This is a genomic window from Halomonas sp. 3H (genome assembly GCF_024206005.1).
GTDB lineage: Bacteria > Pseudomonadota > Gammaproteobacteria > Pseudomonadales > Halomonadaceae > Halomonas > Halomonas campaniensis.
In genome coordinates this window covers 222165-246230 of record NZ_CP100360.1, presented here as the reverse complement: position 1 = coordinate 246230, position 24066 = coordinate 222165, and the positions used below count along the sequence as shown (strand labels likewise).

Below are 24066 nucleotides of genomic sequence, written 5' to 3'. Positions count from 1 at the left end.
CTCAGTCACCTGCCTTCTCGTTGAGCACAGTCTTCACCCGGGCGATATCCCGACGAACCTGCTTGAGCAGATGAGTCTGGCTGAGCTGGCCGGTGGCCTTCTGCATGCGCAGGTTGAACTGCTCGCGGAGGAGTTCGAGGAGCTGCTCCTGGAGCTGCTCGACTGACTTTTCACGAATTTCCTGGGCTTTCATCACATCACCGTCCGTTTCACAAAGGTGGTGGATATGGGCATCTTCTGGGCGGCGAGAGAGAAGGCCTCACGGGCCAGCTCTTCGGACACACCCTCGATCTCGTAGAGGACGCGACCCGGCTGGATCTGAGCGACCCAGTACTCGACGGAGCCCTTGCCCTTACCCATACGGACTTCGAGCGGCTTCTTGGAAATCGGCTTGTCGGGGAATACGCGGATCCAGATCTTGCCGCCACGCTTGACGTGACGGGTGATCGCACGACGGCCGGCCTCGATCTGGCGCGCGGTGATGCGGCCACGACCGGTTGCCTTCAGGCCATATTCCCCGAAGCTGATCTTGCTTCCGCGATGCGCCAGGCCACGGTTGCGGCCCTTCATCATCTTGCGGAATTTCATACGCTTGGGTTGTAACATCGACTCGCTCTCCCCTTACCTGGAACCTTTCTTCTTGGAGGGCGCGGCCTGAGGCTGCTTCGCCTTGGCGCGGACCTCTTCGATGCCCCCGAGGATCTCACCCTTGAAGACCCACACCTTGACACCGATGATGCCGTAGGTGGTCCGAGCCTCGTAGGTGGCGTAGTCGATGTCCGCACGCAGGGTGTGCAGCGGAACACGACCTTCCCGGTACCACTCGGTGCGAGCGATCTCGGCGCCACCCAGGCGACCGGAGAGCTGCACCTTGATGCCGCCAGCGCCCAGGCGCATGGCGTTCTGCACCGCGCGCTTCATGGCGCGACGGAACATGACGCGACGCTCGAGCTGGCCAGCGATGTTCTGGGCCACGAGCATGGCGTCCAGCTCGGGCTTGCGAACTTCCTCGATGTTGACGTGCACGGGCACGCCCATCATCGCGGTGACCTCGCGGCGCAGACGATCGACGTCCTCGCCCTTCTTGCCGATCACGATGCCCGGACGGGCAGTGTGAATGGTAATGCGCGCGTTGTTGGCCGGACGCTCGATGGTGATGCGGCTCACGGAAGCGTTCTTGAGACGCTCCTCGAGGAAGCGGCGCACTTCGAGGTCGCTGTTGAGCTTGTCGGCATAGGCGCCGCGCTCGGCGTACCAGACAGAGGTATGGTCCTTGACGATACCCAGTCGGATGCCTGTCGGATGTACTTTCTGACCCATCTGGTCGACTCCTACTTCTCGGCTACCTTGACGGTGATGTGGCAGGTGCGCTTCAAGATACGGTCCGCGCGGCCCTTGGCACGCGGCTTGATACGCTTGAGCGTCATGCCCTCATCGACGCAGATGGTCGAGACACGCAGCTCGTCGATATCCATGCCGTTGTTTTCTTCCGCATTCGCGATGGCGGACTGCAGCACCTTCTTGACCAGCTTGGCAGCCTTCTTCGGTGAGAAGGTCAGCAGGTCGAGCGCCTCGGCGACAGGCTTACCGCGCACCTGGTCAGCCACCAAACGGGCCTTCTGGGCGGATAAACGAGCGCCACGCAGCTTAGCTGTGACTTCCATCTCTCAATCCTCTCTGGCTTACCGTTTGGCTTTCTTGTCCGCCGCATGACCGCGATAGGTGCGGGTAGCAGCGAATTCGCCCAGCTTGTGGCCAACCATTTCCTCGGAGACATGCACCGGGACGTGCTGGCGACCGTTATGGACTGCAATGGTGAGCCCGACCATGTTGGGCAGGATCATGGAACGACGCGACCAGGTCTTGATCGGTTTGCGGTCGTTCTTCTCCACTGCAGCCTCAACCTTCTTCAGCAGATGAAGGTCAATAAAGGGACCTTTCTTCAGTGAACGTGGCACAGCCGTTACCTCTTAAAGTGTGTTACTTGGCCTTGCGGCGACGAACGATCAGCTTGTCGGTGCGCTTGTTCTTGCGGGTCTTGTGGCCCTTGGTGGGGATGCCCCACGGGGAGACCGGGTGACGACCACCGCTGGTACGGCCTTCACCGCCACCGTGCGGGTGATCCACCGGGTTCATGGCCACGCCGCGAACGGTCGGACGCACACCTCTCCAGCGCTTCGCACCGGCCTTGCCAAGCTGACGCAGGCTGTGCTCGGAGTTGCTCACTTCCCCCAGGGTCGCACGGCACTCGGCCAGCACCTTGCGCATCTCGCCGGAGCGCAGACGCAGGGTGGCGTAGTTGCCTTCACGGGCGACCAGCTGGGCGCTGGTGCCGGCGCTGCGAGCGATCTGGGCGCCCTTGCCGGGCTTGAGCTCGATGCAGTGCACGGTGGAACCCAGCGGGATGTTACGCAGCGGAAGGGCGTTGCCCTTCTTGATGGCCGCGTTCACGCCGGACTCGAGACGGTCGCCTGCGCTCACGCCCTTGGGCGCGATGATGTAGCGACGCTCGCCGTCCAGGTACTTCAGCAGCGCGATATGAGCGCTACGGTTCGGGTCGTACTCCAGGCGCTCGACGATGGCCGGAACGCCATCCTTGGTGCGCTTGAAGTCGATCAGCCGGTAGTGCTGACGGTGACCACCGCCCACGTGGCGGGTGGTGATGCGACCGTTGTTGTTACGTCCACCGCTGCGCGACTGCTTCTCGAGCAGGGGCGCGTAGGGCTTGCCCTTGTGCAGCTCGTCGTTCACGACCTTGACAAGGTGGCGACGACCGGCGGATGTGGGTTTGGTCTTGACGATTGCCATTGTCCGTACTCCTGCCCTTATTCGGCGCCAGAGAAGTCTTCAAGAGTCTCGCCGGCGGCCAGTGTGACGTAGGCCTTGCGATAACCCTTGCGGTGACCCAGACCCTGCGCGGTGCGCTTGGTCTTGCCCTTGACGTTCAGCGTCTGAACGCGATCGACCTTCTTGCCAAACAGGGCCTCGACGGCCTTCTTGATCTCGGGCTTGGTCGCGTCGCCGGCCACCTTGAACACGTACTGGTTGCGTTCGGCAGCCATGGCGGCCTTCTCGGTCACGTGCGGACCAAGCAGAACCTTGAATACACGTTCCTGGTTCATGCCAGCTTCTCCTCGAATTTGCGCAGGGCGGAGACGGTGACCAGCACCTTGTCGAAGGCCACCAGGCTCACCGGGTCGGCGGCGGCCACGTCCACCACATCCACGTTGGGGATGTTGCGGGCGGCCAGGTAGAGCTTCTCGTCGACTTCCTCGGTGACGATCAGCACCTTCTCCAGACCCAGCTCGCTGAGCTTGGCAACCAGCTCCTTGGTCTTGGGAGCCTCGACGGTGATCTCGTTGACGGCCACCAGGCGCTCCTGGCGAACCAGCTCGGAGAGAATGGAACGCATCGCCGCACGGTACATCTTGCGGTTGACCTTCTGGGTGTAGTCCTGGGGACGAGCCGCAAAGGTCACGCCGCCGCTGCGCCACAGCGGGGAGCGGATGGTACCGGCGCGGGCACGACCGGTGCCCTTCTGGCGCCACGGCTTCTTGCCGCCGCCACGCACGTCGGAACGGTTCTTCTGGGCGCGGGTGCCCTGGCGACCACCGGCCAGATAGGCGGTGACAACCTGGTGCACGAGCGCTTCGTTGAATTCCTTGCCAAAGGTGGCGTCGGACACTTCGACAGTGCCGGCACCGGCTGCAAGATTCAGATTCATGGTCTCTATCCCCTTCAGCCAGCTTTCACGGCGCTGCGCACGACGACGTCACTGCCGGTGGCACCGGGCACGGCGCCCTTGACCAGCAGCAGGTTGCGTTCGGCGTCGACACGCACGACTTCGAGGCTCTGGACGGTGCAACGGACGTTGCCCATCTGGCCGGCCATCTTCTTGCCCTTGAACACGCGTCCCGGGGTCTGGCACATGCCGATGGAACCCGGCGCGCGGTGCGACAGGGAGTTACCGTGGCTGTTGTCCTGGGTACGGAAGTTCCAGCGCTTGACGGCGCCCTGGAAGCCCTTGCCCTTGGAGGTGCCGGTCACGTCGATCATCTGACCAGCTTCGAAGAGGGATACGGTGAGTTCGCCGCCCACTTCCGGAGCCTCGTCGCCTTCTGCCAGGCGGAACTCCATCAGCGAACGACCGGCCTCGATACCTGCCTTGGCGAACTGCCCGGCCTGGGCTTTCGACAGGTGCTTGGCCTTGCGGGAGCCGGTTGTCACCTGAACCGCAGCGTAGCCGTCGCTCTCGACGGACTTCACGCGAGTCACGCGGTTGGGCTCAACCTCGATCACGGTCACGGGCACGGATGCGCCATCCTCGGTGAAGACGCGGGTCATCCCGGCCTTCCTACCGACCAAACCGATAGTCATTCTCAGTCTCCTTTAGTGTACGGGGCTGTCACCCGCTATGGCTGCCCTTTCCAGAGCATTCCACTAGCACGTTGTGTGGCGCCTCACGGCGCGGCGGCTGCTGCTCATGCTGCTGTTCAAGAAGAGGCGATGAGCGCTGGGCCGCGAGTGTCTAGTGTGGAATCAGTCGAGCTTGATCTGCACGTCCACGCCGGCGGCGAGGTCGAGCTTCATCAGGGCATCAACGGTCTTTTCCGTGGGTTCGACGATGTCGAGCACACGCTTGTGGGTGCGAATCTCGTACTGGTCGCGCGCGTCCTTGTTGACGTGCGGCGACACCAGCACGGTATAGCGCTCGCGATTGGTCGGCAGAGGAATCGGACCACGAACCTGGGCGCCGGTACGCTTGGCGGTTTCAACAATCTCCGCGGCGGACTGATCGATCAGGCGATGGTCGAAGGCCTTCAACCGAATGCGAATCTTCTGGTTCTGCATTTGCCCTTAACTCCAATGGATCTCGACGGCGCGAGCCGTCTACCCACGCATTCAAAGGATGCGCATTATAGGCACGCCGCAGGCCAGTGTCAAACACTCCTGCGGGTGCGCAGAAAGGGGGCTCCTCGCGGAGCCCCCTTCGATCATTCGATCAGCTTTCGCTTACTCGACGATCTTGGCCACGACGCCGGCGCCGACGGTGCGGCCGCCTTCACGGATGGCGAAGCGCAGGCCTTCGTCCATGGCGATCGGGGCGATCAGGCTGACAACCATCTTGACGTTGTCGCCCGGCATGACCATCTCGACGCCTTCCGGCAGCTCACAGGTACCGGTGATGTCGGTGGTACGGAAGTAGAACTGCGGACGGTAGCCCTTGAAGAAGGGAGTGTGACGACCACCCTCTTCCTTGGACAGCACGTACACCTCGGCCTCGAACTTGGTGTGCGGGGTGATGGTGCCCGGCTTGGCCAGGACCTGGCCACGCTCGACGTCGTCACGCTTGGTGCCACGCAGCAGGGCGCCGACGTTCTCACCGGCACGACCTTCGTCGAGCAGCTTGCGGAACATCTCGACACCGGTGACGGTGGTCTTGGTGGTGTCACGGATGCCGACGATCTCGACTTCCTCACCCGCCTTGACGATACCGCGCTCGATACGACCGGTCACCACGGTGCCGCGGCCGGAGATGGAGAACACGTCCTCGATCGGCATCAGGAACGGCTGGTCGATGGCACGCTCCGGCTCCGGGATGTAGTCGTCCAGGGCCTTGATCAGGTTGGCAACGGCGGTGGTGCCCATGCCGTTGTCGTCCTTGCCTTCCAGGGCCATCAGGGCGGAGCCGGTGATGATCGGGGTGTCGTCGCCCGGGAAGTCGTACTCGCTGAGGAGTTCGCGCACTTCCATCTCGACCAGCTCGAGCAGCTCCTCGTCATCGACCATGTCGGCCTTGTTCAGGAACACGACGATGTACGGCACGCCGACCTGGCGAGACAGCAGGATGTGCTCGCGGGTCTGCGGCATGGGGCCGTCGGCGGCGGACACGACCAGGATAGCGCCGTCCATCTGGGCCGCACCGGTGATCATGTTCTTGACGTAGTCGGCGTGCCCCGGGCAGTCGACGTGGGCGTAGTGACGCTCCTCGGACTGGTACTCGACGTGAGAGGTGGCGATGGTGATACCGCGCTCACGCTCTTCCGGGGCGTTGTCGATGGTGTCGAACTCGCGCCAGTCGCCGCCGAACACCTCGGCAGAGACGCGGGTCAGGGCCGCAGTCAGAGTGGTCTTGCCGTGGTCGACGTGACCGATGGTGCCGACGTTGACGTGCGGTTTGGAACGCTCAAATTTTTCCTTAGCCACTGCTATAACCTCTTTACGTTAGCTAACGGTTACCCGTTTTGGTTGATGACGGCTTCAACGACGCTGGACGGCGCCTCTTCGTAATCCGCAAACTCCATGACGTAGCTTGCGCGGCCCTGGGTCTGAGAACGCAGATCGGTCGCGTAACCGAACATCTCAGCCAACGGAACCCGGGCGCGGATGATCTTGCCTGAAGACGAGTCATCCATGCCTGATACCAGACCACGGCGGCGGTTCAGGTCGCCCATGACGTCACCCATGAAGTCCTCGGGGGTCACGACCTCGACCTTCATCACCGGCTCCAGGAGCACGGCCTTGGCCTTCTTGGCGCCTTCCTTGACGGCCATGGAAGAGGCGACCTTGAACGCGGTCTCGTTGGAGTCCACGTCGTGGTAGGAACCATCGTACAGCGTAACCTTGACGTCGATCATCGGATAGCCCGCGATGACACCGTTCTGGAGCTGCTCGTAGGCCCCCTTCTCGACGGCCGGCACGTATTCCTTGGGAACCACGCCACCGACGATCTCGGAAGCGAATTTGAAGTGCATGTCTTCATCTTCGCCCTTGTCCGCTGCGGTCAGCGGCTCGATGCGCAGCCAGACGTGGCCGTACTGGCCGCGACCGCCGGACTGGCGCACGAACTTGCCTTCCTGCTCGACCGTGCCGCGAATGGTCTCGCGGTAGGCCACCTGCGGCTTGCCGATGTTGGCCTCGACCTTGAACTCGCGACGCATGCGGTCGACGATGATGTCCAGGTGAAGCTCGCCCATGCCGGAGATGATGGTCTGGCCGGTCTCCTCGTCGGTGCGGACCTGGAAGGAGGGGTCCTCCTGGGCCAGCTTGCCCAGCGCCACGCCCATCTTCTCCTGGTCGGCCTTGGACTTCGGCTCCACGGCCACGGAGATCACCGGGTCCGGGAACTCCATGCGCTCCAGCACGATCTTGTCGTTCAGGTCGCACAGGGTGTCACCGGTGGTGACGTCCTTCATGCCGATGCAGGCGGCGATGTCGCCGGCACGCACTTCCTTGATCTCCTCGCGGGAGTTGGCGTGCATCTGGACGATACGGCCGACGCGCTCCTTCTTGCTCTTGACCGAGTTGAAGACGCTGTCCCCGGAGTTCAGCACGCCGGAGTAGACGCGGATGAAGGTCAGGGTGCCGACGAAGGGGTCGGTGGCGATCTTGAACGCCAGGGCGGCGAAGGGCGCACTGTCGTCCGCCTCGCGGGTGGCAATGGTGCCATCCTTGTCGTCCAGCTCACCCTCGATGGCCTTGACCTCGGTGGGTGACGGCAGGTATTCGACGACGGCATCCAGCACCGCCTGCACGCCCTTGTTCTTGAACGCGGAGCCGCAGGTGACCAGGACGATCTCGTTCTCCAGGGTGCGGCGACGCAGGCCGGCCTTGATCTCTTCCTTGGTGAGCTCACCGCCTTCGAGGTACTTGTCCATCAGCTCTTCGGACGCCTCGGCGGCGGCCTCGACCATCTCCTCGCGATACTTCTCGGCGGTCTCCTGGAGCTCGGCCGGGATGTCGACGAGGTCATAGGTGGCACCGAGGTCAGCCTCGTTCCACAGGATGGCCTTCATCTCGAGCAGGTCGATGACGCCCTTGAAGTCTTCCTCGGTGCCCCAGTTGATCTGGATCGGCACGGCGTTGGCGCCCAGGCGCTCCTTGAGCTGCTCGACGACCATGAAGTAGTCGGCGCCGGTACGGTCCATCTTGTTGACGAACACCATGCGCGGCACTTCGTACTTGTTGGCCTGGCGCCAGACGGTCTCGGTCTGGGGCTGCACGCCGGACGAGCCGCACAGCACCACCACGGCACCATCGAGAACACGCAGGGAACGCTCCACCTCGATGGTGAAGTCCACGTGCCCGGGGGTGTCGATGATGTTGATGCGGTGCTCATCGAACTGGTGGTTCATGCCCTTCCAGAAGGTGGTCACGGCAGCGGAGGTGATGGTGATGCCACGCTCCTGCTCCTGCTCCATCCAGTCGGTGGTGGAGGCACCCTCGTGGGTCTCGCCCAGCTTGTGGTTGATGCCGGTGTAGAACAGCACGCGCTCGGTCGTGGTGGTCTTGCCGGCATCGACGTGGGCGACGATCCCGATGTTGCGATAGCGGTTTAGTGGAGTCTTGCGAGCCACGGTGGAACTCCCCGTTGGTTGGCGATGCGTTTAGAAGCGATGCACTCAGAACCGATAGTGCGAGAACGCCTTGTTGGCTTCCGCCATGCGGTGCACGTCTTCACGCTTCTTGACCGCGGAGCCCTTGCCCTCGGCGGCGTCCAGCATCTCGCCGGCCAGGCGCTGCACCATGGTCTTCTCACCACGACGACGGGCGGCATCCACCAGCCAGCGCATGGCCAGCGCCTGGCGGCGCGACGGACGCACTTCCACCGGCACCTGATAGGTCGCGCCGCCGACGCGGCGGGACTTCACCTCGACCATCGGCTGGATGGTTTCCAGCGCCCGATCGAAGATCTCCAGCGGCTCTTCATTACTGCGCTCGGCAACCCTGTCCAGCGCACCGTAGACGATACGCTCAGCTGTGGACTTCTTGCCGCTGACCATCAGGTGGTTCATGAACTTCGCCAGACGCTCACTTCCGAACTTGGGATCCGGAAGGATCTCGCGCTTGGCCGCAACTCTTCTTCTAGGCATGATAAGCCCTCTGTCTAAGGGTCCTTCAGGTAAACCCGAGACGTTCGCCGCGAGGCGCGCTCGACCTTACTCTTATCAGACCGATGCCATGAATTCTGTGACTGCCTGCCCGGTGGGGTCAGACCTTCGGACGCTTGGTGCCGTACTTGGAACGGCCCTGCTTGCGGTTCTGCACGCCGGAGGTGTCCAGGGCGCCACGCACGGTGTGATAGCGCACACCGGGAAGGTCCTTGACACGGCCGCCGCGGATCAGGACCACGGAGTGCTCCTGCAGGTTGTGGCCTTCACCACCGATGTACGAGGAGACCTCGTAGCCGTTGGTCAGTCGAACACGGCACACCTTGCGCAGTGCGGAGTTCGGCTTCTTCGGGGTGGTGGTGTAGACGCGGGTGCAGACGCCGCGCTTCTGCGGGCAGGCCTGCAGCGCCGGCACGTCGCTCTTGCTGACGGGGCGCTTGCGCGGCTTGCGCACGAGCTGATTGATCGTTGCCATGGTGTGTAGCTGACTCCAATGGGTTGCCTTGCCTTTTTCAGCGGGTGCGGGCGCACCCGCCCCACTGTTAAAGGCTGCGCATTCTAATGGCTGATGCGCCCGGCCGTCAAGCCCGGCACCCGCCTCTCGGACGGGGTGCCGGGCCCGGGGCCGGCGACATCAGATCTCGTCGTCGTCCGAGTCCAGCGCGGTGAGCTGGGCACCCAGCTCCTGCTCGACATCGAAGGCCGACGGGTGAAGCATCCGCTCGGCGTCTTCACGCTTGCGGCGGCGCTCCGCGTGGTGGGTCAGGCCGGTGCCTGCCGGGATCAGGCGTCCCACCACCACGTTCTCCTTCAGGCCGCGCAGGTAGTCGCGCTTGCCGGTCACCGCCGCTTCGGTCAGCACCCGCGTGGTCTCCTGGAAGGAGGCCGCGGAGATGAACGACTCGGTGGCCAGGCTGGCCTTGGTGATCCCCAGCAGTACGCGCTGGTACTTGGCCGGGAACTTCTCCTCCTTCTCGAGGCGGGCGTTCTGCTCCAGCACCCGCACCAGCTCGACCTGGTCGCCGGGGATGAAGTCGGAGTCACCGCTGTCGGTGATCTCCACCTTGCGCAGCATCTGACGCACGATCACCTCGATGTGCTTGTCGTTGATGCCCACGCCCTGGAGGCGGTAGACCTCCTGGATCTCGGCGGTGATGTACTTGGCCAGTTCGGCCACGCCCAGCAGCCGCAGGATATCGTGCGGGTTGCTGGGACCGTCGGAGATCACCTCGCCCTTCTCGACGCTCTCGCCCTCGAAGACCGCGATCTGGCGCCACTTCGGAATCAGCATCTCGAAGGGATCGCCGCCGCCCTCGGGGGTGATGGTCAGGCGACGCTTGCCCTTGGTCTCCTTGCCGAAGCTGATCACGCCGCTGATCTCGGCGAGGATCGACGGCTCCTTGGGCTTGCGCGCCTCGAACAGGTCGGCGACGCGCGGCAGACCACCGGTGATGTCCTTGTTGCCGGACGCCTCCACCGGGATGCGGGCCACCACCTCGCCGACGCCGATCTTCGAGCCGTTGTCGGCGGTGACGATCGACTTGCCGGGCAGCAGGTACTGGACCGGGGTATCCGAGCCGCTGACGGTCACCGGCTGGCCGGCCTCGTCGTTGAGCAGGATCATCGGGCGCTTGTCGCGGCCGGCCATCGGCCGCGCCGCCGCCTCGATCACCTCGATGGAGGAGAGGCCGGTCATCTCGTCCACGCTGCGGTGGATGGTCAGGCCCTCGTCCATGTCGGCGTACTGCACGGTACCCTCGGCCTCGGCGACGATGGGGTGGGTGTGCGGGTCCCACTTGGCCACGGCCTGGCCGGCATCGACGGCATCGCCGTCGCGCACCGACAGCTCGGCGCCGTAGGGCAGCTTGTAGTACTCGCGCTCGCGGCCGTGCTCGTCGGCGACGGCCAGGGCGCTGGAGCGGGAGACCACCACCAGCTTGCCGTCAGCGCGCTCCACGAACTTGATGTTGTGCAGGCGCACGCGCCCACCGTGCTTGACCTGGACGCTGTCCACGGCGGAGGCCCGCGAGGCGGCACCACCGATGTGGAAGGTCCGCATGGTCAGCTGGGTGCCCGGCTCGCCGATCGACTGGGCGGCGATGACGCCCACCGCCTCGCCGATGTTCACCTGGTGGCCACGCGCCAGGTCGCGACCGTAGCAGGCGGAGCAGACACCGTGGTGGGTCTCGCAGGCGATGGCGCTGCGCACCACGATCTCGTCGACGCCCATGGTGTCGAGCTCGGCGCACCACTTCTCGTCGAGCAGGGTGCCGCGCGGGATCAGCACCTCCTCGGTGCTCGGGTCGATGACGTCCTGGGCCACCACGCGACCCAGCACGCGCTGGGCCAGGGAGACGATGATGTCGCCGCCCTCGATGACCGGGTGCAGGGTCAGGCCGTTCTCGGTGCCGCAATCGGGCTCGGTGATCACCATGTCCTGGGCCACGTCGACCAGGCGACGGGTCAGGTAACCGGAGTTGGCGGTCTTGAGTGCCGTGTCCGCCAGGCCCTTCCGCGCGCCGTGGGTCGAGATGAAGTACTGCAGGACGTTCAGGCCTTCACGGAAGTTGGCGACGATCGGCGTCTCGATGATCGAGCCGTCCGGCTTGGCCATCAGGCCGCGCATGCCCGCCAGCTGGCGGATCTGAGCCGCGCTGCCCCGGGCGCCGGAGTCGGCCATGATGAAGACGCTGTTGAACGAGTCCTGCTCGACCTCGTTGCCGTCGCGGTCGACCACCGTCTCCTTGGAGATGCCGACCATCATCGCCTTGGCCACCTTGTCGTTGGCCTTGGACCAGATGTCGATCACCTTGTTGTACTTCTCGCCCGCGGTGACGAGACCCGAGGAGAACTGGTCCTCGATCTCCTTCACCTCCTCCTCGGCGGCCTCGATGATCTCGGCCTTGGCGTCCGGGATGACGAAGTCGTTGACGCCGATGGAGGCCCCGGACCAGGTGGCCAGGCGGAAGCCGGTGTACATCAGCTGGTCGGCGAAGATCACCGTCGGCTTGAGGCCGGCACGGCGGTACACCTCGTTGAGCAGCTTCGAGATGGCCTTCTTCTTCATCGGCTGGTCGATCAGCGCGAAGGGCACGCCCTCCGGCAGGATGCGGAACAGCAGCGCACGCCCCACGGTGGTGTCGTACAGGCGGCGGTGCTCGCTGCGCTCGCCGGTCTCCTCGTCGACGTCCACCTCGTCCAGGCGCACCTTGACGCGGGCGTGCAGCTCGACGTTCTGGGTGCCGAAGGCGCGCTCCACCTCGTCGAGGCCGGAGAACACCATGCCCTCGCCCTTGGCGTTGATCTTCTCGCGGGTCATGTAGTAGAGACCCAGCACCACGTCCTGGGAGGGCACGATGATCGGCTCGCCGTTAGCCGGCGACAGCACGTTGTTGGTGGCCATCATCAGCGCCCGTGCCTCGAGCTGGGCTTCCAGGGTCAGCGGCACGTGGACCGCCATCTGGTCACCGTCGAAGTCGGCGTTGTAGGCGGCACACACCAGCGGGTGCAGCTGGATCGCCTTGCCCTCGATCAGCAGCGGCTCGAAGGCCTGGATGCCGAGACGGTGCAGGGTCGGGGCGCGGTTCAGCAGCACCGGATGCTCGCGGATGACGTCGGCGAGGATGTCCCACACCTCGGGCAGCTCGCGCTCGACCATCTTCTTGGCGGCCTTGATGGTGGACGCCTGGCCGTTGGCCTGCAGCTTGGAGTAGATGAAAGGCTTGAACAGCTCCAGCGCCATCTTCTTGGGCAGGCCGCACTGGTGCAGGCGCAGGGTCGGGCCCACGGTGATGACGGAACGTCCGGAGTAGTCGACGCGCTTGCCCAGCAGGTTCTGGCGGAAGCGGCCCTGCTTGCCCTTGATCATGTCGGCCAGGGACTTCAGCGGGCGCTTGTTGGAGCCGGTGATGGCCCGGCCGCGGCGGCCGTTGTCCAGCAGGGCGTCCACCGCCTCCTGCAGCATGCGCTTCTCGTTGCGCACGATGATGTCCGGCGCGTTGAGGTCGAGCAGCCGCTTGAGGCGGTTGTTGCGGTTGATCACCCGGCGGTACAGGTCGTTGAGGTCGGAGGTCGCGAAGCGGCCGCCGTCCAGGGGCACCAGCGGACGCAGGTCCGGCGGCAGCACCGGCAGCACCTCCATGACCATCCACGCCGGATCGTTGCCGGAGTTGTAGAAGGCCTCGAGCAGCTTGAGCCGCTTGGAGAGCTTCTTGATCTTGGTCTCGGAGTTGGTCTGGGGGATCTCCTCGCGCAGGCGATCGATCTCCTCGCCCAGGTCGATGTCCTTGAGCAGCGCCTGCACGGCCTCGGCACCCATGCGGGCGTCGAAGTCGTCACCGAACTCCTCGAGGGCCTCGAAGTACTGCTCGTCGTTGAGCAGCTGGCCGCGCTCGAGGGTGGTCATGCCCGGGTCGATGACCACGAAGCTCTCGAAGTAGAGCACACGCTCGATGTCGCGCAGGGTCATGTCCAGGAACATGCCGATGCGCGACGGCAGCGACTTCAGGAACCAGATGTGGGCGACCGGGCTGGCCAGCTCGATGTGGCCCATGCGCTCGCGGCGCACGGCGGCCTTGGTCACCTCGACGCCGCACTTCTCGCAGATGATGCCGCGGTGCTTCATGCGCTTGTACTTGCCGCACAGGCACTCGTAGTCCTTCACCGGGCCGAAGATCTTGGCGCAGAACAGGCCGTCGCGCTCCGGCTTGAAGGTGCGGTAGTTGATGGTCTCGGGCTTCTTCACCTCGCCGAAGGACCAGGAGCGGATCATGTCCGGCGATGCCAGCGTGATCTTGATCGCATCGAACTCTTCGGACTGAGACTGCGATTTGAGGACTTTCACCAAATCTTTCATGGGGTCGGCTCCGCTGCGGAGTTGTCATGGGCGGGGGCGCATGCGCCCCCGCGGACCGTCATTCTGTGAAGCGTCGGCCGCCTCAGCTCTCGAGCTCGATGTCGATGCCCAGCGAGCGGATCTCCTTCACCAGCACGTTGAAGGATTCCGGCATGCCCGCCTGCATGGTGTGGTCGCCGTCCACGATGTTCTTGTACATCTTGGTGCGACCCTCCACGTCGTCGGACTTGACGGTGAGCATCTCCTGGAGCGTATAGGCCGCGCCGTAGGCCTCCAGGGCCCAGACCTCCATCTCCCCGAAGCGCTGGCCACCGAACTGCGCCTTGCCGCCCAGCGGCTGCTGGGTGACCAGCGAGTAGGAGCCGGTGGAACGCGCATGCATCTTGTCATCGACCAGGTGGTTGAGCTTGAGCATGTACATGTAGCCCACGGTGACCGAGCGATCGAAGGCGTCGCCGGTGCGGCCATCGTAGAGCGTCATCTGGCCGGAGTCCGGCAGGTCGGCCAGGCGCAGCAGATGCTTGATCTCGTGCTCGTCGGCCCCGTCGAATACCGGGGTGGACATCGGCACGCCCGCCTGGAGGTTCCTGGCCAGGGCGATCACCTCCTCGTCGGAGAGGCTCTCGAGCTCCTCGACCCGGGTCCCCGGGGTGGAATTGTAGACCTGCCCCAGGAACTCGCGGATCTGGGCGACCTGCTGCTCGCGGGCATCGCGGAGCAGATGCTCGATCTTGCGGCCCAGGCCCCAGGCCGCGAGGCCCAGGTGGGTCTCGAGGATCTGGCCCACGTTCATGCGCGACGGCACGCCCAGCGGGTTGAGGACCACGTCCACCGGCTCGCCGTTGTCGTCGAAGGGCATGTCCTCGATCGGCATGATCGCGGAGATGACGCCCTTGTTGCCGTGGCGGCCGGCCATCTTGTCACCGGGCTGCAGGCGACGCTTGACCGCCATGTAGACCTTGACGATCTTCAGCACGCCCGGTGCCAGGTCGTCGCCCTGGGTCAGCTTGCGCTTCTTGTCCTCGAACCGCTCGTCCATCTCGCGGCGACGGTTCTCGAGCTGCTCGTCGGCCTGGGCCAGCAGCTCGTTGAGGGCCTCGTCCTGCAGGCGCAGCTTGAACCACTGCTGGCGCGGCAGCTCCTCCAGGTAGCTCTCGGAGAGCACGTCGCCCTTCTTCAGCTTGGGACCGCCGTTGACGGCCTCGCCGGTCAGGGTGCGCTTGAGGCGCTCGAAGGTGGCGTCCTCGGCGATGCGGTAGGTCTCCTGGAGATCCTTGCGCACCTCGTCGAGCTGCATCTGCTCGATGGAGAGCGCCCGGGAGTCCTTCTCCACACCGTCGCGGGTGAACACCTGCACGTCGATGACGGTGCCGCGCATGCCGGTGGGGGCACGCAGCGAGGTGTCCTTCACGTCGGAGGCCTTCTCGCCGAAGATCGCCCGCAGCAGCTTCTCTTCCGGCGTCAGCTGGGTCTCGCCCTTGGGCGTGACCTTGCCCACCAGGATGTCGCCCGGGCCGACCTCGGCGCCGATGTAGACCACGCCCGCCTCGTCCAGCTTAGAGAGCGCCGACTCGCCCACGTTGGGGATGTCGGAGGTGATCTCCTCCGGCCCCAGCTTGGTGTCGCGGGAGACGCAGGTCAGCTCCTGGATGTGGATGGTGGTGAAGCGGTCTTCCTGGACGACCCGCTCGGAGAGCAGGATGGAGTCCTCGAAGTTGTAGCCGTTCCAGGGCATGAAGGCGATGCGCATGTTCTGGCCCAGGGCCAGGTCGCCCATGTCGACGGAGGGGCCGTCGGCCAGGATGTCACCGCGCGCCACCTGGTCACCCGGGCGCACGATCGGGCGCTGGTTCATGCAGGTGTTCTGGTTGGAACGCACGTACTTGGTGAGGTTGTAGATGTCGACGCCGGCCTCGCCGCCGATGATCTCGTCCTCGTTGATCCGCACCACGATGCGCTTGGCGTCGACCGAGTCGATCACCCCGCCGCGGCGCGCCACGGCGCAGACGCCGGAGTCGCGAGCCACGAAGCGCTCCATGCCGGTACCGACCAGCGGCTTGTCGGCACGCAGGGTGGGCACGGCCTGGCGCTGCATGTTGGCCCCCATCAGGGCGCGGTTGGCGTCGTCGTGCTCGAGGAACGGGATCAATGCCGCCGCCACGGATACCACCTGGCGCGGCGAGACATCCATCAGGGTGACCTGCTCGGGGCGCATGAAGGTCGTCTCGCCCTTGTGGCGGACCTGCACCAGGTCGTCGACCAGCTTGCCGGCCTCGTCCACGGTGGCCGAGGCCTGGGCGATGACGAAGTCACCCTCCTCGATGGCGGAGAGGTGCACCACATCGTCGGTCACCTGGGCGCCCACCACCTTGCGGTACGGCGTCTCGAGGAAGCCGTAGCTGTTGGTGTGGCTGTAGGTGGCCAGGGAGTTGATCAGGCCGATGTTGGGACCTTCCGGGGTCTCGATCGGGCACAGGCGGCCGTAGTGGGTGGCGTGGACGTCGCGCACCTCGAAGCCGGCCCGCTCACGGGTCAGGCCGCCCGGGCCGAGCGCGGAGACGCGGCGCTTGTGGGTGACCTCGGAGAGCGGGTTGTTCTGGTCCATGAACTGGGAGAGCTGGCTGGAACCGAAGAACTCCTTGACCGCCGCGGCGACGGGCTTGGCGTTGATCAGGTCCTGGGGCATCAGGCCCTCGCTCTCGGCCATGGAGAGGCGCTCCTTGACCGCGCGCTCGACGCGCACCAGGCCCACGCGGAACTGGTTCTCGGCCATCTCGCCCACGCAACGGATGCGGCGGTTGCCCAGGTGGTCGATGTCGTCGACCTCGCCGAAGCCGTTGCGGATGTGGATCAGCTCCTTGAGCACGTCAAGGATGTCGCGACGATCCAGCACGCCGGAGCCGGTGTCGCTGTCGCGACGCAGGCGGCGGTTGAACTTCATGCGACCGACACCGGAGAGATCGTAGCGATCCTCGGTGAAGAACAGGTTGTGGAACAGCGTCTCGGCGGCTTCCTTGGTGGGCGGCTCGCCGGGGCGCATCATGCGGTAGATCTCGACCAGCGCCTCGAGCTGGGACCCGGTGGTGTCCAGCTTGAGGGTGTCGGAGACGAAGGGGCCGCAGTCGAGATCGTTGGTGTAGAGGGTCTCGAGGCTGGTGATGCCGGCCTGGCCGATCTTCTCCAGCAGCTCCGGGGTGATCTCGGTGTTGCAGGGGCAGATCAGCTCGCCGGTGTTCGGGTCCACCTGGTCACGGGCCAGGGTCTTGCCGAACAGGTACTCCATCGGCACCTCGAGGCGCTCGAGGCCGGCCTTCTCCAGCTGACGGATGTGCTTCTGGGTGATGCGGCGACCTTCCTCGACGATCACGCTGCCATCGGCATCCTTGATGTCGAAGGTGGCGGTCTCGCCGCGCAGGCGCGACGGCACCAGTTCCACGGCGAAGCCGGCCTTCTCGATATGGAAGGTGCTGGTCTCGAAGAACTCCTCGAGGATCTCCTCGGCGCTCATGCCCAGGGCGCGCAGCAGCACGCTGGCCGGCAGCTTGCGGCGGCGGTCGATACGCACGAAGACGCTGTCCTTCGGATCGAACTCGAAGTCGAGCCAGGAGCCGCGGTAGGGAATCACGCGGGCGGAATAGAGCAGCTTGCCGGAGGAGTGGCTCTTGCCCTTGTCATGGTCGAAGAACACGCCAGGCGAGCGGTGAAGCTGGGAAACGATGACCCGCTCGGTGCCGTTGACCACGAAGGTGCCGTTCTCGGTCATCAGGGGGATCTCCCCCATGTAGACTTCCTGCTCCTTGATGTCCTTGATCGCCTTGTTGGACGACTCCTTGTCGTAGATGATCAGGCGGACCTTGACACGCAGCGGGGCCGAGTAGGTCACACCGCGCAACTGGCACTCCTTGACGTCGAAGGCCGGGGTGCCGAAGCGGTAGCTGACATACTCTAGGGCGGCATTGCCGGAGAAGCTCGCGATCGGGAACACCGACTTGAAGGCCGCGTGCAGGCCGATCTCGAGGCGCTCCTCGGGTGAGCGATCCTGCTGGAGGAATTCGTAGTAGGAATCAAGCTGGATCGCCAGCAGGTAGGGCACATCCATCACTTGGGGCAGTTTGCCGAAATCCTTGCGGATGCGTTTTTTCTCAGTGTATGAGTAAGCCATCTGTATTCCCCAGCTTGTTCACCATGGGTGACCGATGCGTGGTCGGCGCCACCCGACGGATGCGTCTCCGTCAGGCGATGAAGGCAAGCGCCTGGCATGGGCGCTCGCCTTCGGAATTCGGCTGGCGGTTCTGCCCTGTAGGCAGAGGCCAGTGACAACAGAAAAAGGCCGGCAGCGGGTGTCCCGCCACCAGCCGTGGAAGCTTACGCAGCGCGTGAAGCCATGGAGCCCAAGGACTTACTTGAGTTCCACGCCCGCGCCGGCTTCTTCCAGCTTGGCCTTGGCCGCTTCTGCATCTTCCTTGGACATGGCTTCCTTGATGGTCGCCGGTGCGCCGTCGACGGCACCCTTGGCTTCCTTCAGGCCCAGGCCGGTGATCTCGCGGACGACCTTGATCACGTTGACCTTCTTCTCGCCGGCGCTGGTCAGCACCAGGTCGAACTCGGTCTGCTCTTCGGCAACGGCTTCACCGCCGGCGGCCGGGCCGGCCATGACGGCGGCAGCGGCAGAGACGCCGAACTTCTCTTCCATCGCTTCGATCAGCTCGACCACTTCCATGACGGACATGTCGGCGACGGCGTTGATGATGTCTTCTTTGGTCAGTGCCATTGTCACGTTTCCTAACTTTGCGGGAGTCGCGGAGGCCCGTCGACTCGGGATTCAGTATTCGATTCAGGCTGCGCGCAGGAGTTCGCCGCTCAGGCGGCCGCTTCCTGCTTCTGGTCGCGCAGCGCGGCGAGGGTACGAACCAGCTTGCCTGCGGACGCTTCCTTCATGACGGACATCAGCTTGGCGATGGCCTCGTCGTAGGTCGGCAGGGTGGCCAGACGGTCGATATCCGCAGCCGGGATCAGCTCGCCTTCGTAGGCCAGCGCCTTGACTTCGAAGTTCTTCTCGTCCTTGGCAAACTCCTTGAACAGGCGGGCGGCGGCGCCCGGATGCTCGGTGGAGAAGGCCAGCAGAGTCGGACCAACGAAGCTCTCGTTCAGGCACTCCCACTGGGTGCCTTCGAGGGCGCGGCGCGCCAGGGTGTTGCGGACAACACGCAGCTGGACGCCATTCTCGCGGGCCTGCTTGCGCAGGTCGGTCATCTTGCTGACCGTGACGCCACGAGAATCGGCAACTACGACGGAGAGAGCATCCTTGGCCGCTTCACTGACCTCGGCAACAATCGCCTTCTTGCCTTCGAGTGCTAGTGGCACAGTGATCACTCCTTCGTGCCGGAACCTCGCGATGAGGGTTCCGGTGGTTACCATCTCCCCCGGCACCGCCCGAAGGCGACGACCGGAGGTCCTGGGTGATGGTGCTCACCAGAGACCTGGCGGCCACACCATCTGCGCAGGCCATCCCGGCGGGATGATTAAGCCGCCCTTCGCGAGGAGGGGCGGCACCTGCGGTCTTTGACGGTGCCCCGCCGGCGAGTCGAAACCCGACACGGGGACCGCAAAGTTCTTGCAAATCGCTCGATCGCCGCCCGGTCAGACCAGGGCAGAGTGATCGATGGTCAGGCCCGGGCCCATGGTGGTGGACAGGGTGACCTTCTTGAAGTAGATGCCCTTGGAGGAGCTCGGCTTGAGCTTCTTCAGGTCGGCGACCAGCGCTTCCAGGTTGCCCTGGATGGCAGTGGCGTCGAAGTCGACCTTGCCAAGGGTGGTGTGGATGATGCCGTTCTTGTCGGTACGGAAGCGCACCTGGCCGGCCTTGGCGTTCTTGACGGCGGTGGCCACGTCCGGGGTCACGGTACCGACCTTGGGGTTCGGCATCAGGCCGCGCGGGCCGAGGATCTGACCCAGCTGGCCGACCACCCGCATGGCGTCCGGCGAGGCGATGACCACGTCGAAGTCCAGCTGGCCCTTCTTGACCTGCTCGGCCAGGTCGTCCATGCCGACGATGTCGGCACCGGCTTCCTTGGCGGCGTCGGCGTTGGCACCCTGGGTGAACACGGCGACACGCACGTCCTTGCCGGTACCGTTGGGCATGACGGTGGCACCACGCACGACCTGGTCGGATTTACGCGGATCGACGCCCAGGTTGATGGCGACGTCCAGCGACTCCTTGAACTTGACGGTGGAGAGCTCGGACAGCAGCGCCACGGCCTCTTCCAGGGAGTAGGCCTTGGTCGGATCGACCTTCTCGCGAATCAGCTTTGCACGCTTGGTCAGCTTGGCCATGATCAGAGACCCTCCACGTTCAGGCCCATGCTGCGGGCACTACCGGCAATGGTACGCACCGCGGCGTCGAGATCGGCAGCCGTCAGATCCGGCTCCTTGGTCTTGGCGATCTCCTCGAGCTGCTCGCGGGTCACGGTACCGACCTTCTTCTTGTTCGGCTCACCGGAGCCGGACTTGATGCCAGCGGCCTTCTTCAGCAGGACCGCGGCGGGCGGGGTCTTGGTGACGAAGGTGAAGCTGCGATCGGAGTAGACGGTGATCACCACGGGAGTCGGCAGGCCCGGCTCGATGTCCTGGGTGGCCGCGTTGAAGGCCTTGCAGAACTCCATGATGTTGACGCCGTGCTGACCCAGCGCGGGGCCCACGGGCGGACTCGGGTTGGCTTTGCCTGCTGCAACCTGCAGCTTGATGTAAGCCTGTACTTTCTTGGCCATGTTGCACTCCAGTTGGGTAGTAGCGCCTTTCGGCTCCCCGGTGATGCGGCCACCTCGGCGGCCGCCTTCCAGACGTCAGGGCGAGAGGATCACTCCTTCTCGACCTGCGCGAATTCCAGTTCGACGGGGGTCGCCCGGCCGAAGATCAGCACGCTGACCTGCAGGCGACTCTTGTCGTAGTTGACCTCTTCCACCACGCCATTGAAGTCAGCGAACGGGCCGTCGACGACACGGACCGACTGGCCCGGCTCGAACAGCGTCTTGGGACGCGGCTTGTCGGTGCCGTCCTTGACCCGGCGCAGGATGGCGTCGGCCTCCCGCTGGGTGATGGGAGCCGGCTTCTCCTTGGTGCCGCCGATGAACCCCATGACGCGCGGGGTCTCGTTCACCAGGTGCCAGGTCTCGTCATCCATCTCCATCTCGACCAGCACGTAGCCGGGATAGAACTTGCGCTCACTCTTGCGGCGCTTGCCGTCACGCACCTCGACGACTTCCTCGGTGGGCACCAGGATCTCGCCGAAGCGATCCTCCATGCCGTGCATCTTCACGCGCTCGACAAGCGAGCGCATGACGTGCTTCTCGAAGCCGGAGTAGGCGTGCACGACGTACCAACGCTTGGACATGGGAGCTCCTAACCAATGACGCCGGACATCGCCCAGCCAAGAAGGGTGTCGATCAGCCACAGCATCAGACCGACCACCAGCACGGCCACCAGGACGATGGCCGTGGTCTGCACGGTTTCGGGGCGCGTCGGCCAGACCACGCGCTGGATCTCTTTCTTCGCGTTTCTGGCCAGCTCGGCGAGCTCGCGGCCGCGCGTGGTGGTCAGGGCCACCAGGCCCGCCACGGCACACAGGGCGACGACGCCCATCACGCGATAGAGCAGCCCGATCTCGGCGAAGTAGGTATTGCCGACCACTGCCAGAACCAGCAGAGTGACGACAGCCGCCCACTTGAGCCCGTCGTGGCGCGACTCCTGCACCTCGGCGTTGTGTTTCATGAAAACGAGACTCCTCAGGGCGCGGCAATCGAAACGTGAAATCTTCAGGAATAACGCCAGCCTGGGGAAGACTGGCAGGCCAGGAGGGAATCGAACCCCCAACCTGCGGTTTTGGAGACCGCTGCTCTGCCAATTGAGCTACTGGCCTGTGTCTGCCTGTCGACCGCCCTTTGCAGGCGGCCCGAACACAGCGGGCGCCATGATAGCGAAAGCCGCTTCGCCTGGCAACCCCTCCCCCGCAACATCGCCGCGGTGAAGAAAGAGAAAAGGCGAGCCTGGGCTCGCCTTTTCGATGTGGAGCTCATGGACGGATTTGAACCGTCGACCTCACCCTTACCAAGGGTGTGCTCTACCCCTGAGCTACATGAGCGCAACCTTTGCATCCTGAGATGCTGGAGCGGGCAGCGGGGATCGAACCCGCATCATCAGCTTGGAAGGCTGAGGTTCTACCATTGAACTATGCCCGCCTACCCACTCTTGCTGCCTGCATCCAGCGCATGCATGCCGGCATAAATCTGGTGGAGGGGGAAGGATTCGAACCTTCGAAGCTTTCGCGGCAGATTTACAGTCTGCTCCCTTTGGCCACTCGGGAACCCCTCCAACTGGCGGCATATGTTACCACCTCACGCTCCGATGTCAAGTCGCTGTTTTGCAAGCTGTCTTGACGGCCATGCGAAGCGGAAAACCGGCACCGCCTTCGCTTCGGAACGCGGCGCATTGTGTCAAAGCAGCATGGAGAATGCAAGCCCCGCCCGAATCTTTTCCAGCGAGACCGGCGAGGGAACCCGGGGTGCGCCCGACATGCGCCCCGCCCGCTCCGCGGCCGTGAGCGGGAAGCAGGCCTCGAGTCCGCCGTAGACCATGTCCGGCCAGACCGCGTGGGGCACCTGGATGCCACGCGAGACCACCCGGGCATCGCCACCGGTGAGCAGCAGCGGCAACGCCACCCCCTCGCTGTCGCAGACCTCCGCATAGACACGGTTGATGGCGCTGACCGCCGCCATGTAGATGCCATGGTTGACCGCCTCGACCGTGCGCCGCCCCGGGGCCAGCAGCTCCTCGGCCTCGCTGTCGGGGTCGATCGCCACGTTGCGGGTCCCCAGCTTGAGGCTCTCCTTCATCAGCCGCAGGCCGGGCAGGATGTAGCCGCCCAGGTGGCGCCCCCCCGGCAGCACGAAATCGATGGTGATGGCGCTGCCACAGTCCACCGCACAACAGCCTCCCGCCAGCTGGTAGCCGGCCAGGGCACCCAGCCAGCGGTCGACCCCCAGACGCTCCGGCTCCTCGTAGCCATTGGTCACGCCGAGGGATTCCGGGGTCGAGCGCGCCACGTGGACCACGCCGACCCGGTGGCGCAGCAGGGAAACGGTCTCCTCGAGGACGGCCTTGCGCGCCACGCTGGAGATGCGCACCGCCTCGACGACATCCAGGTCGGGAATATCGGAGCCGGGCCGCCACTCCTCGCGCGTCCAGACCGCCCCCCGGGAGCGGATCTCGCTGCTGTCGGCATCCTTGAGCCGCCACTTCGACAGGGTATTGCCGATGTCCAGGTCCAGTATCATGGTCGGGCACGCACGCTGACTTCCCCTCCCGAGACGCTCATCAGGCGCTCCCCCTGGCGCACCTGGAGATTGCCGGACGCATCGACGCCCTCGGCCACGGCAGCGTCACGCTCGCTGCCGCGCAGGATATCCACCTCTCGCCCCGCGAAGGCATGCCGGGCATTCCACTCCGGCTGCCAGGCGGCGAAGCCCTGCGCCTCGAAGTCCGCCATCAGCGCGAGCAGCGCATCGATCAGCTCCACCGCCAGGGCGTTGCGCGAAACGCCGGGGGCCTGGTCATGCACGGCGGCAGCCGGCTGATCGAGGGCGGCCCGGAAGTCGTCGGGCAGGTCGAAATTGATCCCGGTGCCGATGATCACCTCGCAGGGACCCGCGGCATCGCCGCTGACCTCCACCAGGATGCCGGCGAGCTTGCCGAGGCCTCCCTCCCGGGTCTCGAGCAGCACGTCATTGGGCCACTTGAGCCGCGGATGCAGCCCGTGGCGTTCCAGCACCTGCGACAGCACCACGCCAATCGCCAGGCTGAGTCCCTCCAGCGCCACCACGCCGGACTCCACCCGCCAGCCCAGCGAGAGCATCAGCGTACGCCCCCAGGGGGTCGTCCAGGGCCGGCCGCGGCGCCCACGCCCGGCACTCTGCTGCTCCACCAGGCAAACCTCGCCGTGGCCGGCCCCCTGCTCGAAGCGCTCGCGCAGGAAGGCATTGCTCGACGGCAGCGTCTCCTCGACGAAGAGCCGGCTCAGGCGACCACGGGACTCCCGCGACAGGCCGGCTACGATGCGCGCCCCGTCGAGCAGTTCAAGCGGCTTGGTCAGCCGGTAGCCCTGCCCCTTGACCGCCTCCATGGCGATCCCCAGGGACTCGAGCTTCCTCAGCTGCTTCCAGACGGCCGCACGCGACACCCCGAGGCGCTCGCCCAGCTGCTCGCCGGAATGGAATTCGCCATCGCTCAGCAGGCGAATCAGGTCTCCGATGGTCATGCTCATGCCCC

24 protein-coding genes and 4 tRNA genes are annotated in these 24066 nt (G+C 64.9%); all 28 read right to left on the bottom strand.

The window, feature by feature from the left end; translation table 11 throughout:
* Window position 1: 1 nt before the first annotated feature.
* The 28 genes from rpmC to NFC98_RS01075 all read right to left on the bottom strand — a co-directional run bounded on the left by rpmC (window position 2) and on the right by NFC98_RS01075 (window position 24055).
* Window positions 2-193: a 50S ribosomal protein L29 gene (rpmC, locus tag NFC98_RS01210; protein WP_183332928.1), complete on the bottom strand. Its 192-nt coding sequence runs from the start codon at window positions 191-193 to the stop codon at window positions 2-4.
* Window positions 193-606, bottom strand: a complete 414-nt coding sequence (gene rplP, locus NFC98_RS01205) for a 50S ribosomal protein L16 (RefSeq protein ID WP_102588120.1) — start codon at window positions 604-606, stop codon at window positions 193-195. The genes rpmC and rplP overlap by 1 nt, the downstream gene beginning before the upstream one ends.
* A 15-nt stretch (window positions 607-621) precedes the next feature.
* Window positions 622-1320, bottom strand: coding sequence for a 30S ribosomal protein S3 (gene rpsC / locus NFC98_RS01200; RefSeq protein WP_254276415.1), 699 nt, complete (start codon window positions 1318-1320; stop codon window positions 622-624).
* Window positions 1321-1331: 11 nt separating this feature from the next.
* Window positions 1332-1664: a 50S ribosomal protein L22 gene (rplV, locus tag NFC98_RS01195; protein WP_010626471.1), complete on the bottom strand. Its 333-nt coding sequence runs from the start codon at window positions 1662-1664 to the stop codon at window positions 1332-1334.
* 18 nt (window positions 1665-1682) lie between these two features.
* The gene (gene rpsS / locus NFC98_RS01190) at window positions 1683-1958 is read right to left on the bottom strand and encodes a 30S ribosomal protein S19 (protein ID WP_009098993.1); all 276 of its coding nucleotides are present in this window, start codon (window positions 1956-1958) and stop codon (window positions 1683-1685) included.
* 22 nt (window positions 1959-1980) lie between these two features.
* Entirely contained in the window at window positions 1981-2808 is an 828-nt protein-coding gene (rplB, locus tag NFC98_RS01185; protein ID WP_254276414.1) for a 50S ribosomal protein L2, read from the bottom strand.
* A 17-nt stretch (window positions 2809-2825) separates the two neighbouring features.
* On the bottom strand, window positions 2826-3122 hold the full coding sequence (rplW, locus tag NFC98_RS01180) for a 50S ribosomal protein L23 (RefSeq protein WP_183332934.1): 297 nt from the start codon (window positions 3120-3122) through the stop codon (window positions 2826-2828).
* Window positions 3119-3724, bottom strand: a complete 606-nt coding sequence (gene rplD / locus NFC98_RS01175; protein WP_183332936.1) for a 50S ribosomal protein L4 — start codon at window positions 3722-3724, stop codon at window positions 3119-3121. Before rplD ends, rplW begins: the two co-directional genes overlap by 4 nt.
* A 14-nt stretch (window positions 3725-3738) precedes the next feature.
* Entirely contained in the window at window positions 3739-4377 is a 639-nt protein-coding gene (gene rplC / locus NFC98_RS01170; RefSeq protein ID WP_183332938.1) for a 50S ribosomal protein L3, read from the bottom strand.
* Between the two features lie 162 nt (window positions 4378-4539).
* The gene (rpsJ, locus tag NFC98_RS01165; RefSeq protein ID WP_045990862.1) at window positions 4540-4851 is read right to left on the bottom strand and encodes a 30S ribosomal protein S10; all 312 of its coding nucleotides are present in this window, start codon (window positions 4849-4851) and stop codon (window positions 4540-4542) included.
* Between the two features lie 162 nt (window positions 4852-5013).
* On the bottom strand, window positions 5014-6207 hold the full coding sequence (gene tuf, locus NFC98_RS01160) for an elongation factor Tu (protein ID WP_183332940.1): 1194 nt from the start codon (window positions 6205-6207) through the stop codon (window positions 5014-5016).
* Between the two features lie 29 nt (window positions 6208-6236).
* On the bottom strand, window positions 6237-8357 hold the full coding sequence (fusA, locus tag NFC98_RS01155; protein ID WP_254276413.1) for an elongation factor G: 2121 nt from the start codon (window positions 8355-8357) through the stop codon (window positions 6237-6239).
* Between the two features lie 45 nt (window positions 8358-8402).
* A complete protein-coding gene (gene rpsG / locus NFC98_RS01150; RefSeq protein WP_183332945.1) occupies window positions 8403-8873 on the bottom strand; it encodes a 30S ribosomal protein S7 in 471 nt (156 codons plus the stop codon).
* Window positions 8874-8991: 118 nt separating this feature from the next.
* On the bottom strand, window positions 8992-9366 hold the full coding sequence (gene rpsL, locus NFC98_RS01145; RefSeq protein WP_183332947.1) for a 30S ribosomal protein S12: 375 nt from the start codon (window positions 9364-9366) through the stop codon (window positions 8992-8994).
* Between the two features lie 159 nt (window positions 9367-9525).
* Window positions 9526-13746, bottom strand: coding sequence for a DNA-directed RNA polymerase subunit beta' (gene rpoC, locus NFC98_RS01140; protein WP_254276412.1), 4221 nt, complete (start codon window positions 13744-13746; stop codon window positions 9526-9528).
* An 82-nt stretch (window positions 13747-13828) separates the two neighbouring features.
* A complete protein-coding gene (gene rpoB / locus NFC98_RS01135) occupies window positions 13829-17908 on the bottom strand; it encodes a DNA-directed RNA polymerase subunit beta (RefSeq protein ID WP_254276411.1) in 4080 nt (1359 codons plus the stop codon).
* A gap of 237 nt (window positions 17909-18145) precedes the next feature.
* A complete protein-coding gene (rplL, locus tag NFC98_RS01130) occupies window positions 18146-18517 on the bottom strand; it encodes a 50S ribosomal protein L7/L12 (RefSeq protein WP_254276410.1) in 372 nt (123 codons plus the stop codon).
* 89 nt (window positions 18518-18606) lie between these two features.
* Window positions 18607-19110, bottom strand: a complete 504-nt coding sequence (gene rplJ / locus NFC98_RS01125; protein WP_183332955.1) for a 50S ribosomal protein L10 — start codon at window positions 19108-19110, stop codon at window positions 18607-18609.
* A gap of 276 nt (window positions 19111-19386) precedes the next feature.
* Window positions 19387-20079, bottom strand: coding sequence for a 50S ribosomal protein L1 (rplA, locus tag NFC98_RS01120; protein ID WP_254276409.1), 693 nt, complete (start codon window positions 20077-20079; stop codon window positions 19387-19389).
* Window positions 20080-20081: 2 nt separating this feature from the next.
* Window positions 20082-20513 carry a 50S ribosomal protein L11 gene (gene rplK, locus NFC98_RS01115; protein ID WP_102626767.1) on the bottom strand — a complete coding sequence of 144 codons (432 nt, stop codon included), beginning with the start codon at window positions 20511-20513 and terminating at the stop codon, window positions 20082-20084.
* An 89-nt stretch (window positions 20514-20602) separates the two neighbouring features.
* Window positions 20603-21136 (bottom strand): transcription termination/antitermination protein NusG, encoded by a 534-nt coding sequence (nusG, locus tag NFC98_RS01110; RefSeq protein WP_183332959.1) that lies wholly within the window; start codon window positions 21134-21136, stop codon window positions 20603-20605.
* Between the two features lie 8 nt (window positions 21137-21144).
* A complete protein-coding gene (secE, locus tag NFC98_RS01105; protein WP_183332961.1) occupies window positions 21145-21513 on the bottom strand; it encodes a preprotein translocase subunit SecE in 369 nt (122 codons plus the stop codon).
* A 72-nt stretch (window positions 21514-21585) separates the two neighbouring features.
* Window positions 21586-21661 (bottom strand) — tRNA-Trp (locus NFC98_RS01100).
* A gap of 147 nt (window positions 21662-21808) precedes the next feature.
* Window positions 21809-21883, bottom strand: a tRNA-Thr gene (locus NFC98_RS01095).
* A gap of 23 nt (window positions 21884-21906) precedes the next feature.
* A tRNA-Gly gene (locus tag NFC98_RS01090) sits at window positions 21907-21980 on the bottom strand.
* Window positions 21981-22029: 49 nt separating this feature from the next.
* Window positions 22030-22113: transfer RNA gene (locus tag NFC98_RS01085), tRNA-Tyr, on the bottom strand.
* 122 nt (window positions 22114-22235) lie between these two features.
* Entirely contained in the window at window positions 22236-23075 is an 840-nt protein-coding gene (locus NFC98_RS01080) for a type III pantothenate kinase (RefSeq protein ID WP_183332963.1), read from the bottom strand.
* Window positions 23072-24055, bottom strand: a complete 984-nt coding sequence (locus NFC98_RS01075; protein ID WP_183332965.1) for a biotin--[acetyl-CoA-carboxylase] ligase — start codon at window positions 24053-24055, stop codon at window positions 23072-23074. Before NFC98_RS01075 ends, NFC98_RS01080 begins: the two co-directional genes overlap by 4 nt.
* Between the last annotated feature and the right edge of the window lie 11 nt (window positions 24056-24066).